Origin of the sequence: Pseudomonas sp. MYb185 (assembly GCF_002979975.1) — a bacterium.
In the GTDB taxonomy this organism is placed as follows: domain Bacteria; phylum Pseudomonadota; class Gammaproteobacteria; order Pseudomonadales; family Pseudomonadaceae; genus Halopseudomonas.
The window spans coordinates 1-12,909 of record NZ_PCQD01000022.1; the positions used below are offsets into that span (position 1 = coordinate 1).

A 12,909-nucleotide genomic window follows, 5' to 3' on the forward strand; every position below is an offset into this window, starting at 1 on the left:
GGGCAATAGTAGATAACAGCCTCCTATCCCGCCTTTTGGGTTCGCGAGCGAAGGCGAGGAAATACTTTCACGGTCTCGGGCGCGCTACACCCCAAGAGTGGATCAGACGAAGTACAGCGCCAGTGTCTCGGCGATATAGGCCGGCTTGTCGACGCCTTCGATTTCCAGGGTGGCGCGGGATTTGACCAGCCACTGGCCGGGGTTCTTTTCGGTCACATCCACCACCGTCAATTGCATGCGCACCCGCGAGCCGACGCGCACCGGCTGGATGAAGCGCACGCTGTCCAGGCCGTAGTTGACGGCCATCTTCAGGCCTTCGGGGCGCATGGCCAGGCCGGCTGACAGTGCCGGGATCAGCGATAGCGACAGGAAGCCATGGGCGATGGTGCCGCCAAACGGCGTCTGCTTGGCCTTTTCCTCATCGAGGTGGATGAACTGGTGGTCGCCGGTGCATTCGGCGAACTGGTTGACGCGCTGTTGGTCGATCAACAGCCACTCGGAATGGCCCAGGTCTTTGCCGATAAAGGAAGTCAGTTCGGATACGGGTACGGCGGTCATGGTGTGCTCCGTTGGTTTTGTTGTTGGGGCGACTGAGGTTGGGTGAATTTTTCAGGGCTAGAAAACTTCCCCCTCTCCCCAGCCCCGCTCCGCGCCCCGGCCCTTCGCAGAGCTCAGGGCGTTCAGGCGGGCGAAGCATGCTTCGCTATTTCCTCCTTCACCCCGCAAGGGGAGAGGGAGTATGGTCTGGACTCAGATTGACCATGGTTGCAAGCGGGCGGGATGGGGTCAATGCGCTGCGGCTGTCATTGGTTTGCTGAATGCCGCGACCGCCGCGTTGGGCTATGTCCGCGTCACAGGCCCAGCAACAGTGCCAGTCCCGCCAGCAATGGCCAGCCCGGCAGCAGTATCGACCAGGGCTGGCGCAGGGCTTGCAATGGTCCGCCGCGTTCCATCAGCCAGATCGCCAGCAGGCTGGCGCAGGCGGCCTGCAGTATGCTGGCCAGCACTATGGGGAGTGCCACCGGCAGACTCAGCCAGACGGTGATCGGCAGGGCGCAGAGCGGTATGGCGTAGATCCCCCAGCTCAGGCGCAGCCAGAATGACTGATCACGGTTGCTGAGCATCACCAGCCCCAGCAGCAGCGATAGCAGCAGTGCCAGGCGGGTAGAGCCGGCGCCCGGCAGCAGTCCCAGGGCCAGGCACAGCAGCGCGCTGATCAGCAGCATCAGCAACTGCCAGCCCTGGCGCAGCAGCGCCAGCAGGAACAGCACCGGCAGGTAGCTCAGCAGCAGGAACGCCTCGCTGCCCAGCGGGGCCAGCCAATTGCGCACGGCCGACAGGCCGGCATGCCCGGTCTCGTCCAGCCATTGTTCCAGGGTGCCATACAACACACTCAGCCAGGGGGCACTCACTACCAGGCCGAACAGCGCCGCCAGGCACAGGGCCGCCGCCGCCAGGCTGCTCCAGCGTTGCTGGGCGCGCAGCAATAACAGCAGCGCGAAGCTGAAGCCGGCGAGTCCGCCGGCCAGCAGCAGTGCTTCGCTCCAGAAGGATTCGGGTACCGGCCAACGGGCTGCGTTGCCGGCCACATAGCCGGGCAGCACATAGGCCGGAGCCCAGGCCAGCGCGGACAGGATGTTGACCAGCAGGAAACGCCAGGTGGACATGTCGAACATGCCGGCGATCATCGGGATGATCGGGCGAATCGGGCCGATGAAACGGCCGAGAATGATGCTGAACATGCCGTAGCGGCGGAAAAAGCCTTCGCCGTGGTCTATCCACTGTGGATGACGGGCGAACACTCTGAGGCGACGGATGTCCTGGTGGAACCAGCGGCCCATGGCGAAGCTGAGCAGATCGCCGCAGACCGCGCCGCTGAACGCCCAGCCGAGGGTGGCGAGCAGGCTGAGGTTGCCGCTACCGGCCAGCGCCGAGGCGGCGAACAGCAGCAATACGCCGGGTACCACCAGGCCGGCGACCGCCAGCGACTCGGTCAGCGCGATAAGGAAGATGGCCAGCCCCAGCCAGCGGGTGTGGCTGCCCAGCCAGGTGATCAGCTCACCGCTCAGCAGGCTTTCCATTCAATCCGGCACTTCATCGAGCAGATGGTAGTCCCGGCCCTCCTGCCGCGTCCGGCCCAGGGGGTTGCGCGTGCAGTAGGGCGCGTAGGCACTGTCGACGAAGCGATAGGGCAGGTGCTCGTCCCGGCCGAGGGGAATGCCCAGCCGGGTGGTCTGGATGATCTGCCGGGGCCGATAGCCGTCATCATCGATGATCAACTGCTGCGGGTCCGGTATCTGGGCGTTCCATATCGGTACCTTCAGATGCAGCGAGCGGCACAGCAGGGTCTGGCCATTGCACAGGCGGGCGGCGGGACGCGGCTGGCCATTGCTGGCGGGGTTCAGCTGCTGCATCAGTGCCAGGCTGTCCGGGCCGCTGATGTCGTCGACCACCGGGTAGCCGGACTTGATCAGCACGCCGTCGCCTTCACCCTCGGCGCTGATGTTCAGCGAGTCGCCGCCGCGGGCATAGTACATGTACAGGGTGCCGGCCTCCATGAACAGCGCGCGGCGCGACTGGGTCAGGCCCAGCGAGGCGTGGCTGCCCTTCTCCTCGCGCAGGTAGGCCTCGGTCTCGATGATGCGCGCCGACAGCCACTGGCCCTGGTGGTAATGACGTATGACCTTGCCCAGCAGGCGAACCGCCAGCTCGCGGCTGTCACGTTGGAAAAACCCCCGTGATAGAGGGTTTGGAGCTTGATGGAAAGAATTAGTCGCAGACATAACAGCGATGATAGCAGGTTCGCCCTGTCCAGCCTCTGGAGGGACCGGTATAATGCGGCCTTTGTTGTGGCTGCAGGTTGGTGAACGAGATGAGTGCTGATCAGGTAGTGGATTACATGACCGGGCTGGGCCGTCAGGCACGCGCGGCGTCGCGCGTCATTGCGCGGGCCTCCACGGCGGTCAAGAACAAGGCGCTGCTGGCTACCGCCGAGGCCATCGAAGCGGCGGCGCAGAGTCTGGTCGCGGCCAATGCGCTGGATCTGCAGGCCGGGCGTGATAACGGCCTGGACGAGGCCATGCTGGATCGTCTGGCGCTGACGCCGGCCGGTCTGCAGGGCATGATCGAAGGGTTGCGTCAGGTCGCGGCATTGCCCGATCCGATCGGCGCCATCCGTGACATGAAATACCTGCCCTCGGGCATCCAGGTTGGCCGCATGCGCGTGCCGCTGGGCGTCATCGGTATTATCTACGAATCGCGGCCGAACGTGACCGTCGAGGCGGCGAGCCTGTGCCTGAAGTCCGGCAATGCCTGCATCCTGCGTGGTGGCTCGGAATCCATTCATTCCAACCGGGCGATCGCCGAGTGCATCCGCCAGGGGCTGGATGCCGCCGGCTTGCCGCAGGAAGTGGTACAGGTGGTGGAAACCACCGACCGCGCTGCGGTGGGCGCGCTGATCAGCATGCCGGAATACGTCGATGTGATCGTGCCACGCGGTGGCAAGGGCTTGATCGAGCGCATCAGCCGCGACGCCCGAGTGCCGGTGATCAAGCATCTGGATGGCATCTGCCACGTCTATGTGGACGACCGTGCCGATCTGGACAAGGCCGAGGCCATCGCGCTGAATGCCAAGACCCATCGCTATGGCGTGTGCAACGCCATGGAAACGCTGCTGGTGCATCAGGCGATCGCTGCCGAGTTCCTGCCGCGCATGGCGGCGCTGTATGCCGACAAGGGCGTGGAGCTGCGTGGTTGCGAGCGCACCTGCGCGATCCTGCCGCAGGCAGTGGCGGCGACCGAGGAGGACTGGTCCACCGAGTACCTGGCGCCGATCCTGTCGATCCGTGTGGTTGCGGACATGGATGAGGCGATGGAGCATATCAATCGCTACAGTTCGCAGCATACCGAGTCGGTCGTCACCGAGGATTTCACCCGGGCACGGCGCTTCCTGGCCGAGGTGGATTCCAGTTCGGTGATGGTCAACGCCTCGACCCGTTTCGCCGATGGCTTCGAATACGGCCTGGGTGCCGAGATCGGCATTTCCACCGACAAGTTGCATGCCCGTGGTCCGGTTGGCCTTGAAGGGCTGACCAGCGAGAAGTACGTTGTCTATGGCGATGGGCATATTCGTCAGTGACATTACGCGTCGGGCTGCTGGGCGGGACGTTTGATCCGATTCACTTCGGACACCTGCGCAGCGCCGTTGAGGTTCGTGAATACCTGGCGCTGGATGAGCTGCGGCTGATCCCCAACGCCACGCCGCCGCACCGGGACAGTCCCGGTGCGACCGCCGAGCAGCGCCTGGAGATGGTCTGCCTGGCTACCGCGTCGGATGACCAGTTGCTGGTCGATGACTGCGAACTGCGTCGGGAGCGGCCGTCATATACGGTCGAGACGCTGGAAGCATTGCGCGCCGAACTGGGCGCCGAGGCCATGCTGTTTCTCGTCGTCGGCTGGGATGCCTTTTGTGGGCTGCCCAGCTGGCATCGCTGGGAGTCGCTGCTGGAGCTGGCGAGCCTGGTGGTATTGCAGCGTCCGGAGCAGGATCAGGAATTACCCGAGGTACTCAAGGATCTGTTGGCGGCGCGCAGTGTTGGTGATGCTTCCGCGCTGACCGCTACCCATGGCGAGATTCTATGCCTGGCGCAGACGCCCCTGGCGATCTCCGCTACCCATATTCGCTCACTGATTTCGGCAGGGCGCTCGCCGCGCTTTCTATTGCCCGATTCGGTGCTTGGCTATATTGAAACCAAAGGGCTATACCGGCCCTGATTTGAGGAACTGAACACCATTATGCAGATTGATGATCTGATCAAGACCGTGGAAGACGCGCTGGAAGAGCTCAAGGCCAAGGATGTGGTACGCATTGACGTGCGTGAGCTGACCGGCGTTACCGATTACATGGTTATCGCCAGCGGCGGCTCCAACCGCCAGGTCAGCGCGCTGGCCGACAACGTCATCGAAAAGGCCAAGGCCGCCGGGTGCCGCCCGCTGGGCGTCGAGGGCAAGGATTCCGGTGAATGGGTGCTGGTGGACCTGGGCGACATCGTGGTGCACGTCATGCAGCCGGCCACGCGCCAGTTCTACGACCTGGAGCGCCTCTGGCAGAGCGCCGAATCGCGTCGCGCGCAGCAGCAACCGACAGCGGAGTAGGCGTTCTTGCGTATTCGCCTGATCAGCGTGGCCTCGCGTATGCCGCGCTGGGTAGAGCAGGGCTATCAGGAGTACGCCAAGCGCATGCCGGCCGAGCTGCCGCTGGAGCTGGTGGAGATTCCGCTGGCCACCCGCGGCAAGAACGCCGACGTGCCGCGGTTGATGCGTCGCGAAGGCGAGCAGATGCTGGCCGCCACGCAGCCCGGGGAACGCATCGTGACCCTGGAGGTCGAAGGGCGGCCATGGTCGACCGAGGCGCTGGCCGAGCAGCTGGAAAGCTGGCGGCTGGATGCGCGCACGGTGAACCTGATGGTGGGCGGCCCGGAAGGGCTGGCCAGCGAGGTGGCTGCGCGCAGTGACCAGCGCTGGTCGCTGTCGCCACTGACGCTGCCCCATCCCTTGGTACGTATCCTGCTCGCCGAGCAGCTGTATCGCGCCTGGACCATTCTGAACCGCCACCCCTACCACAAGTGATACATGGCCAAGCCGATTCGCATCAAGGACCATCTCAACGACGCAGGCATCGTACAGCGCAGGATCATCTTCGCCGTGGTGTTCATCGTGTTGTTGACTTCCGGTCTGTTGGCGCGCATGTACTGGTTGCAGGTGGTGCAATACGAGCATCATTCCACGCTGTCGGAAAACAATCGGGTGCATGTGCAACCGATTCCGCCTGCGCGTGGCCGTATCTACGACCGCAATGGCATCGTCCTGGCCGAGAACCGCCCCAGCTTCAGTCTCAGCATCACCCGTGAGCGTTCCCCGGACCTGGATGCCACCATCGATCTGGTGAAGGCCCTGCTGCAGTTGAGCGACGAGGATATCGAGCAGCTGCGTCGCCGCCTGACCCAGGCCCGCCGGCCATTCGAGGCGGTACCGGTGATGTTCGGCCTGACCGAGGACCAGATCGCCCGCATCGCCGTCAATCAGTTCCGCCTGCCGGGAGTCGAGGTGCAGGCCAGTTTCGTGCGTCATTACCCGCTGGCCGAGCATTTCGCCCACGCAGTGGGTTATGTCGGGCGCATCAACGAACGGGAAATGGAACGCATCGACCCGGTTGCCTATGCCGGCACGCACTATATCGGCAAGACCGGTGTGGAGCGCTTCTATGAAGACCAGTTGCACGGCACGGTGGGCTACGAAGAGGTGGAAACCAATGCCCGTGGCCGGGTTCTGCGGGTGCTCAAGCGTACCGAGCCGGAGTCTGGCAAGGACCTGACCCTGCACCTGGACAGTCGGCTGCAGGCGGTGGCGGAGCAGGCACTGGGTAACCGCCGTGGTGCGGTGGTGGCGATCGAACCGAAAACCGGCGGGGTGCTGGCCTTCGTCAGTCAGCCGGGGTTCAATCCGAACCTGTTCGTCACCGGCATCAGTCATGCCAATTATGGTGCGCTGCGCGATTCGCTCGATCAGCCCCTGTTCAACCGTGTATTGCGTGGGCTGTATCCGCCTGGCTCGACCGTCAAGCAGATCGTCGCTCTGGCGGGCCTGGACTACGGTGTTACCACGCGCACCGCCCGGGTATATGATCCAGGTTTCTACCAATTGCCCAACAATACCCACAAATACCGCAACTGGAACCGCTACGGCGACGGTTGGGTGGATATGGACCTGGCCATGGCACGTTCCAATGACACCTACTTCTATGATCTGGCCCACAAGCTGGGCATCGACCGGTTGCATGAATTCATGAGCCAATTCGGCCTGGGCCAACGGGTCTCGCTGGACATGTTCGAGGAAACCGCCGGCCTGATGCCCTCGCGGGACTGGAAGCGCGCCTCGCGCCGCCAGCCCTGGTATCCCGGTGAGACGCTGATCACCGGTATCGGCCAGGGCTATATGCTGACCACGCCCCTGCAACTGGCCCATTCCACCGCGCTGATAGCCAACCGCGGGGTATGGAAGCGTCCGCGCATGCTGTTGCATGCCGAAGGGGTGGGGCCTGATGAAAGCGACACGCCGCCGGATGTGCTGCTGAAGAACCCCAGCGACTGGGACTTCATCATCAAGACCATGGAGGGCGTCATGCATGGGGAGCGCGGCACCTCCCGTGCGGCCGCTGCCGGCGCGTCCTATCGCATGGCCGGCAAGACCGGTACCGCGCAGGTGGTGGCCATCGCCCAGGGGGCGCGCTATGACTCCGAAGCCCTGAAGGAACGGCATCGTGATCACGCCTTGTTCGTCGGTTTCGCTCCGGTGGACGATCCACAGATCGCGGTGGCAGTGATGGTCGAGAATGGTGAGTCCGGGGGACGGGTGGCGGCGCCAGTGGCGCGGACGCTGTTCGATGCCTGGCTGCTGCCGGACCCCGAGCCGGAAACCTTCGCCGTGGAGGGTGAGCCATGAAGCCGTTGACCGGCATATCCGCACCCGATCCACGGGGGATGCGCCGCGAGCCGTTGTGGATGCGTCTGCACCTGGACCCCTGGCTGCTGTTGCTGATCCTGGTGCTGGCCGGTGCTGCCAGCTTCGTACTCTATTCCGCCAGCAGCAAGAGCATGGCGATGGTCTACCGCCAGGGTGCGCATTACGCCGTCGGCCTGGCGGCGATGATGTTCGTCGCCCAGTTCCAGCCGCGCTTCATGGAGCGCTGGTTGCCGCCGGCCTACCTGGTGTCGGTGCTGTTGCTGCTGGCGGTGCTGCTGGTGGGCACCGAGGCCAAGGGTGCCCAGCGCTGGATCAGGATCCCCGGTGTGCTCACCTTCCAGCCCTCGGAAATCATGAAGCTGGTGATGCCGATGAGCGTCGCCTGGTACCTGGGGCGCCGGGAGATGCCGCCACGCTTCAAGCATGTGTGCATCTGCCTGCTGATCATCTTCATACCGGTGGTGCTGATCCTCAAGCAGCCGGATCTGGGCACCACGCTGCTGATCGCCGCGTCGGGTATCTTCGGTCTGTTGCTGGCGGGGTTGCGCTGGCGCTATGTACTCGGCGCGCTGCTGGCGCTGGTGCCGGGAGCGGTGGGCATGTGGTTCTTCGTCATGCACGGCTACCAGAAACAGCGCGTACTGACCTTTCTCAACCCCGAGAGCGATCCGCTGGGGGCGGGCTGGAACATCATCCAGTCCAAGGCGGCGATCGGTTCCGGCGGGGTCTTCGGCAAGGGCTGGCTGCAGGGCACCCAGTCGCATCTGGACTTCCTGCCGGAAGGGCATACCGACTTCATCATCGCGGTGCTGGCAGAGGAGTTCGGGCTGGTCGGCGTGGCGCTGCTGTTGCTGGTCTACCTGTTGATCATCGCCCGCGGGCTGTACATCACCCACCAGGCCCAGGAAAGTTTCAGCAAGTTGCTGGCGGGCAGCATTACGCTGACGTTTTTTGTCTACGTTTTCGTTAATATCGGCATGGTCAGTGGCCTGCTGCCGGTGGTCGGCGTACCTTTACCGATGATCAGCTACGGCGGCACCTCATTGACCACGCTGCTGGTAGGTTTCGGCATCCTGATGTCCATCCATACGCACCGCAAGTGGATGAGCCATGGATGAGATTGCATTTCGGGAGAATCAGGGTTGCTCATGATTGATCAAGTTTCAGGCTGGTTGCGCAGCAATGCGCTGATTGCTCTGCTGGCTACCGGCGTCAGCCCGGTGCTGATGGCTGGCCCCTATACTGCCGAACATCCGGCGGTGGAGCCCTTCGTCGAGGAGATGCGTACCGAGTACGGCTTCAACCCGCAGCTTGTGCGCCAATTGTTGGAGCAGGCCGAACGCAAGGAGTCGATCCTGGAGGCGATCTCGCGGCCCGCCGAGCGGGTGCGGCCGTGGCATGAGTACCGCCAGATCTTCATCACCGACAAGCGCATAGCCGACGGGGTGGCGTTCTGGGACAAGCATGCCGAGGCGCTGGCCCGGGCCGAGGAAGTCTACGGTGTCGAGCCGGAGGTGATCCTGGCGATCATCGGCGTGGAAACCTTCTATGGTGGCAACAAGGGCAGCCATCGGGTGATCGACGCGCTCACCACCCTGGGCTTCGATTATCCGCCACGGGCGGACTTCTTCCGCCGCCAGCTCAAGTCCTATCTGGTGCTGACCCGCGAACAGCAGGTCGATCCGCTGGAGCTGACTGGCTCCTATGCCGGGGCAATGGGCTTTCCGCAATTCATTCCCAGCAGCTATCAGGCCTATGCGGTGGATTTCGATGACGATGGCGTGCGCGATATCTGGAACAATCCGGTGGATGCCATCGGCAGCGTGGCCAATTATTTTGCCGAACACAAATGGCAGCACGGTGAGACCGTCGCGGTGCCAGCCAAGGTATCCGGCGATCAGTACAGTCAGGGCTTTACCCTGGATCGTGGGCTGGAAGCCAAGATCAGCGTCGGCGAGTTGAAAAAGCTCGGCTGGACGCCGGAAACGGAGCTGGATGATGCCACCGAGGTGATGGCCTTCGAGTTCGATGCCGGGGAACATAAGGAGTACTGGCTGGGTCTGAACAACCTGCATGTCATTACCCGGTACAATCGGAGCGTCATGTACGCTATGGTCGTGCATCAGTTGGCCGACCTGATAAGGGAAGCGAGGGGCGAATGAACAAACCACTGCGTCGTGGTCCGGGTGTCGCTGTCATCATCATGCTGATGACCTTGCTGGCGGCCTGCTCATCGTCGTCGGTCAAACAGGGCGAGACCGGCAGCGCGGCGAGCAAGCCGCGCCCGAGTCAGGATGGCGCACCGGACTACTTCATGGATGTGTCGCAGATCCCGGATGCGGTGCCCACCCCGCACACTGGTGTCTACAAGGCCAGTCCGTACCGGGTACTGGGACGCAACTACAACCCCATGCAGGATGGCCGCAATTACCGGGAAACCGGCCTGGCATCCTGGTATGGCACCAAATTCCACGGTCAGCTGACCGCCAATGGCGAGCCCTATGATCTGTATGGCATGACCGCTGCGCACAAGACCCTGCCGTTGCCGACCTATGTCAGGGTCACCAACGTGGACAACCAGCGCAGCATCATCGTACGGGTCAATGACCGCGGGCCGTTCCACTCCGATCGCATCATCGACCTGTCCTATGCCGCGGCCGTCAAGCTGGGCTTTGCGGACAAAGGCACGGCGCGGGTCAAGGTCGAAGGCATCGACCCGGTGGTCTGGCAGCAGCAAAACAATCCAGGCTACCTGGTGCGTGCGCAACCGCAGGCGCAGCCAGCGGCCGCGCCTGCCAAACCGGCCGCTCCAGTGGCTGGAGGCCTCTACCTGCAGGTCGGGGCGTTCTCCTCCGGCCAGGCCGCCGAGCAACTGCGCGCGCAACTGCAGGGCCTGGTCCAGGCGCCGGTATTCGTCAGTCCGGTGCAGGTCAATGCACGCACCTTGCATCGGGTCCGACTGGGCCCGGTGGATAACCATGATCAGGCGAAGGAGCTGATGGAAACCCTGCGTCTGGCCAATCTCGGTACGCCGACGCTGGTAAGCACCAATTAAGTCCTTGCGTATACACACATAAGACAGTGAGCACCATGTTCAAGAAGATTATTCATACCCTGTTGATTTCCAGCGCCGTGCTGCTGACGCCGGCTGCGCTGGCCCAGACACCACAGCCGCAGCCGCAAGCACAGGCCAGTGCTCCGCTGATGCCACCGCCACCGACGGTGGCGGCTTCGAGCTATCTGTTGATCGATGCCAACAGCGGCAAGGTGCTGGTCGAGCACAACTCCGACGAGCCGCTGCCACCGGCCAGCCTGACCAAGATGATGACCAGCTACATTGCCAGCATGGAGATCCTGCGCGGGCAACTGAAAGAGGAAGACGAGGTGCTGGTCAGCGAGAAGGCCTGGCGCATGGGTGGCTCGAAGATGTTCATCGAGGTGGGCAACCGGGTGCCGCTGATCGACCTGTTGCGGGGCGTTATCATCCAGTCGGGCAATGACGCCAGTGTGGCCGTGGCCGAGCATATCGCCGGCAGCGAGGAGTCCTTCGCCGATCTGATGAACAGCCATGCCAAGCGCCTGGGCATGCACAATACGCATTTCGAGAACTCTACCGGCCTGCCGGCGGAAGGGCATGTGTCCAGCGCCCGCGACATGGCCATCATGGCCAAGGCGATCATCAACGACGACCCGGACCACTACACCCTGTACAAGGAAAAGGAGTTTGTCTGGAATGGCATCCGCCAGCCCAACCGCAACCTCATGCTGTGGCGCGACAAATCGGTTGACGGCCTCAAGACCGGTCACACTGATGAAGCCGGCTACTGTCTGGTGGCCTCGGCCGAGCGCGAGGGTATGCGGCTGATCTCCGTGGTCATGGGGACCAATAGCGAGCAGGCCCGCGCCGCGGAAACCCAGAAGCTGTTGACCTGGGGCTTCCGTTTCTTCGAAACCAAGAGCTTCTACCAGCCGGGGCAGGTGGTATCCAGCGCACGGGTCTGGTCCGGTCAGGCCAATTCCGTCGAAGCCGGTCTGGCCGATGGCCTGGTGCTGACCCTGCCCAAGGGGCAGGCCGACAAACTCGAGGCTGCGGTCACCCTGAATCCGGTGATCAAGGCGCCATTGGCTGCAGGCGATGTGGTAGGTCAGGTCGAGGTCAAGCTGGACGATGAGGTCGTGCACACCGCCGATCTGGTGGCGCTGGCTGATGTCGAGCAGGCGGGGCTGTTCGGACGTCTGTGGGACAGCATCCGGTTGTTCTTCTACGGTCTGTTCAATTGAAGTGAGGCAGCCATGAGCGACAAGACCCCTGAGACACCGAAGATCGAGTTTCCCTGCCAGTACCCGATCAAGGTCATCTGTACTGCTGGTGACGGCGTCATCGAGCAGGTTCTGGCTGTGGTCAGGCAGCATGATGCGGAGCTGGATGCTGCCACGTTGGTGGTGCAGGACAGCAAGAACGGCCGCTTCCAGTCGCTGCGCCTGGTGATGACCGCCACCGGGGAGCAGCAGCTGCAGCAGTTGCATACCGACCTCAAGGCCACCGGCCACGTGCACATGGTGCTTTGATGCCGCAGCTGATCGTCAGGGAACTGGGGCTGGTCGAGTACCAGCCCACGTTGGAAGCCATGCGCCGGCTGACTGCCGAGCGTGACGCCGATACTGCCGATGAGATCTGGCTGCTGCAACACCCCTCGGTATTCACCCAGGGCCAGGCCGGCAAGGCCGAGCACCTGCTGGCACCGGGGGATATCCCGGTGATCCAGGTCGAGCGTGGGGGGCAGGTGACCTATCACGGCCCTGGCCAGCTGGTCGGCTACCTGATGCTGGATCTGCGTCGGCTGGGACTGGGAGTGCGGGAGCTGGTCACCGCCATGGAGCGGAGCCTGGTCGAGCTGCTGGCATCCTATGGCGTGGAGGCCGCGCCCAAAGCGGATGCACCCGGGGTGTATGTCGATGGCGCGAAGATAGCCTCGTTGGGCCTGCGGGTGCGCCGGGGCTGTTCATTCCATGGCCTGGCGCTGAATGTCGATATGGACATGCAGCCGTTCCAGCGCATCAACCCCTGCGGTTACAGCGGCCTGCGCATGGTCCAGCTCAGTGAGCTGGTGGCGCAGCCGGTAGATATCAACGAGGTGGCTCAGCGCCTGGAGCAGACGCTGCGGCAGCAGTTGGGGTATCCGCTGGCGTAGAGGTATTCCCCGTGCTCCCTGGCCCCCAGGAAGGTTGATCGCGACCCGGTCGAGGTCCATCTCGACCAGCGCGGCTGCATGAAACACCGCAGGCCGGGATGGAACCCGGCCATCCATAGCGCAGCGTAGCCTGGAAGGTCGAGGTCCATCTCGACCAGCGCGGCCGCATGAAACACCGCAGGCCGGGATGGAACCC

At 63.4% G+C, this 12,909-nt stretch carries 14 protein-coding genes; 11 read left to right on the top strand and 3 right to left on the bottom strand.

Annotated features, from left to right (window positions below; translation table 11 throughout):
- Window positions 1–102 precede the first annotated feature (102 nt).
- The 3 genes from CQ007_RS18400 to CQ007_RS18410 all read right to left on the bottom strand — a co-directional run bounded on the left by CQ007_RS18400 (window position 103) and on the right by CQ007_RS18410 (window position 2,783).
- Window positions 103–558, bottom strand: a complete 456-nt coding sequence (locus CQ007_RS18400) for a MaoC family dehydratase (protein ID WP_105647301.1) — start codon at window positions 556–558, stop codon at window positions 103–105.
- A gap of 293 nt (window positions 559–851) precedes the next feature.
- Entirely contained in the window at window positions 852–2,081 is a 1,230-nt protein-coding gene (locus CQ007_RS18405; protein WP_105647302.1) for a DedA family protein, read from the bottom strand.
- Window positions 2,082–2,783: a DNA-3-methyladenine glycosylase gene (locus CQ007_RS18410; protein ID WP_105647303.1), complete on the bottom strand. Its 702-nt coding sequence runs from the start codon at window positions 2,781–2,783 to the stop codon at window positions 2,082–2,084. It abuts the gene before it with no gap.
- Between the two features lie 89 nt (window positions 2,784–2,872).
- On the opposite strand from CQ007_RS18410, the gene CQ007_RS18415 reads away from it, so the two are divergent.
- The 11 genes from CQ007_RS18415 to lipB all read left to right on the top strand — a co-directional run bounded on the left by CQ007_RS18415 (window position 2,873) and on the right by lipB (window position 12,713).
- Window positions 2,873–4,138, top strand: a complete 1,266-nt coding sequence (locus CQ007_RS18415) for a glutamate-5-semialdehyde dehydrogenase (RefSeq protein WP_256582338.1) — start codon at window positions 2,873–2,875, stop codon at window positions 4,136–4,138.
- Window positions 4,135–4,773: a nicotinate-nucleotide adenylyltransferase gene (gene nadD / locus CQ007_RS18420; protein ID WP_105647304.1), complete on the top strand. Its 639-nt coding sequence runs from the start codon at window positions 4,135–4,137 to the stop codon at window positions 4,771–4,773. Before CQ007_RS18415 ends, nadD begins: the two co-directional genes overlap by 4 nt.
- 21 nt (window positions 4,774–4,794) lie before the next feature.
- The gene (rsfS, locus tag CQ007_RS18425) at window positions 4,795–5,154 is read left to right on the top strand and encodes a ribosome silencing factor (RefSeq protein WP_105647305.1); all 360 of its coding nucleotides are present in this window, start codon (window positions 4,795–4,797) and stop codon (window positions 5,152–5,154) included.
- Between the two features lie 6 nt (window positions 5,155–5,160).
- Window positions 5,161–5,628, top strand: a complete 468-nt coding sequence (gene rlmH, locus CQ007_RS18430; protein WP_105647306.1) for a 23S rRNA (pseudouridine(1915)-N(3))-methyltransferase RlmH — start codon at window positions 5,161–5,163, stop codon at window positions 5,626–5,628.
- 3 nt (window positions 5,629–5,631) lie between these two features.
- Window positions 5,632–7,500 (top strand): penicillin-binding protein 2, encoded by a 1,869-nt coding sequence (mrdA, locus tag CQ007_RS18435; protein WP_105647307.1) that lies wholly within the window; start codon window positions 5,632–5,634, stop codon window positions 7,498–7,500.
- Window positions 7,497–8,639, top strand: coding sequence for a rod shape-determining protein RodA (gene rodA, locus CQ007_RS18440; RefSeq protein WP_105647308.1), 1,143 nt, complete (start codon window positions 7,497–7,499; stop codon window positions 8,637–8,639). Before mrdA ends, rodA begins: the two co-directional genes overlap by 4 nt.
- 108 nt (window positions 8,640–8,747) lie before the next feature.
- Window positions 8,748–9,683 (top strand): lytic murein transglycosylase B, encoded by a 936-nt coding sequence (gene mltB / locus CQ007_RS18445; RefSeq protein WP_105647325.1) that lies wholly within the window; start codon window positions 8,748–8,750, stop codon window positions 9,681–9,683.
- Window positions 9,680–10,576, top strand: coding sequence for a septal ring lytic transglycosylase RlpA family protein (locus CQ007_RS18450; RefSeq protein ID WP_105647309.1), 897 nt, complete (start codon window positions 9,680–9,682; stop codon window positions 10,574–10,576). Before mltB ends, CQ007_RS18450 begins: the two co-directional genes overlap by 4 nt.
- A gap of 35 nt (window positions 10,577–10,611) precedes the next feature.
- Window positions 10,612–11,802, top strand: a complete 1,191-nt coding sequence (locus CQ007_RS18455) for a D-alanyl-D-alanine carboxypeptidase family protein (RefSeq protein WP_105647310.1) — start codon at window positions 10,612–10,614, stop codon at window positions 11,800–11,802.
- Between the two features lie 12 nt (window positions 11,803–11,814).
- Window positions 11,815–12,090 (top strand): YbeD family protein, encoded by a 276-nt coding sequence (locus tag CQ007_RS18460; RefSeq protein WP_105647311.1) that lies wholly within the window; start codon window positions 11,815–11,817, stop codon window positions 12,088–12,090.
- The gene (lipB, locus tag CQ007_RS18465) at window positions 12,090–12,713 is read left to right on the top strand and encodes a lipoyl(octanoyl) transferase LipB (protein WP_105647312.1); all 624 of its coding nucleotides are present in this window, start codon (window positions 12,090–12,092) and stop codon (window positions 12,711–12,713) included. Before CQ007_RS18460 ends, lipB begins: the two co-directional genes overlap by 1 nt.
- Window positions 12,714–12,909 lie beyond the last annotated feature (196 nt).

Bases quoted from the DNA above. Each gene is read 5' to 3' on its own strand.
- lipB (WP_105647312.1), top strand. From the start codon at position 12,090: ATGCCGCAGCTGATCGTCAGGGAACTGGGGCTGGTCGAGTACCAGCCC.
- mltB (WP_105647325.1), top strand. From the start codon at position 8,748: ATGGCTGGCCCCTATACTGCCGAACATCCGGCGGTGGAGCCCTTCGTC.
- CQ007_RS18415 (WP_256582338.1), top strand. From the start codon at position 2,873: ATGAGTGCTGATCAGGTAGTGGATTACATGACCGGGCTGGGCCGTCAG.
- CQ007_RS18450 (WP_105647309.1), top strand. From the start codon at position 9,680: ATGAACAAACCACTGCGTCGTGGTCCGGGTGTCGCTGTCATCATCATG.
- CQ007_RS18405 (WP_105647302.1), bottom strand. From the start codon at position 2,081: ATGGAAAGCCTGCTGAGCGGTGAGCTGATCACCTGGCTGGGCAGCCAC.
- rsfS (WP_105647305.1), top strand. From the start codon at position 4,795: ATGCAGATTGATGATCTGATCAAGACCGTGGAAGACGCGCTGGAAGAG.
- CQ007_RS18410 (WP_105647303.1), bottom strand. From the start codon at position 2,783: ATGTCTGCGACTAATTCTTTCCATCAAGCTCCAAACCCTCTATCACGG.
- rodA (WP_105647308.1), top strand. From the start codon at position 7,497: ATGAAGCCGTTGACCGGCATATCCGCACCCGATCCACGGGGGATGCGC.
- CQ007_RS18455 (WP_105647310.1), top strand. From the start codon at position 10,612: ATGTTCAAGAAGATTATTCATACCCTGTTGATTTCCAGCGCCGTGCTG.
- mrdA (WP_105647307.1), top strand. From the start codon at position 5,632: ATGGCCAAGCCGATTCGCATCAAGGACCATCTCAACGACGCAGGCATC.
- CQ007_RS18460 (WP_105647311.1), top strand. From the start codon at position 11,815: ATGAGCGACAAGACCCCTGAGACACCGAAGATCGAGTTTCCCTGCCAG.
- CQ007_RS18400 (WP_105647301.1), bottom strand. From the start codon at position 558: ATGACCGCCGTACCCGTATCCGAACTGACTTCCTTTATCGGCAAAGAC.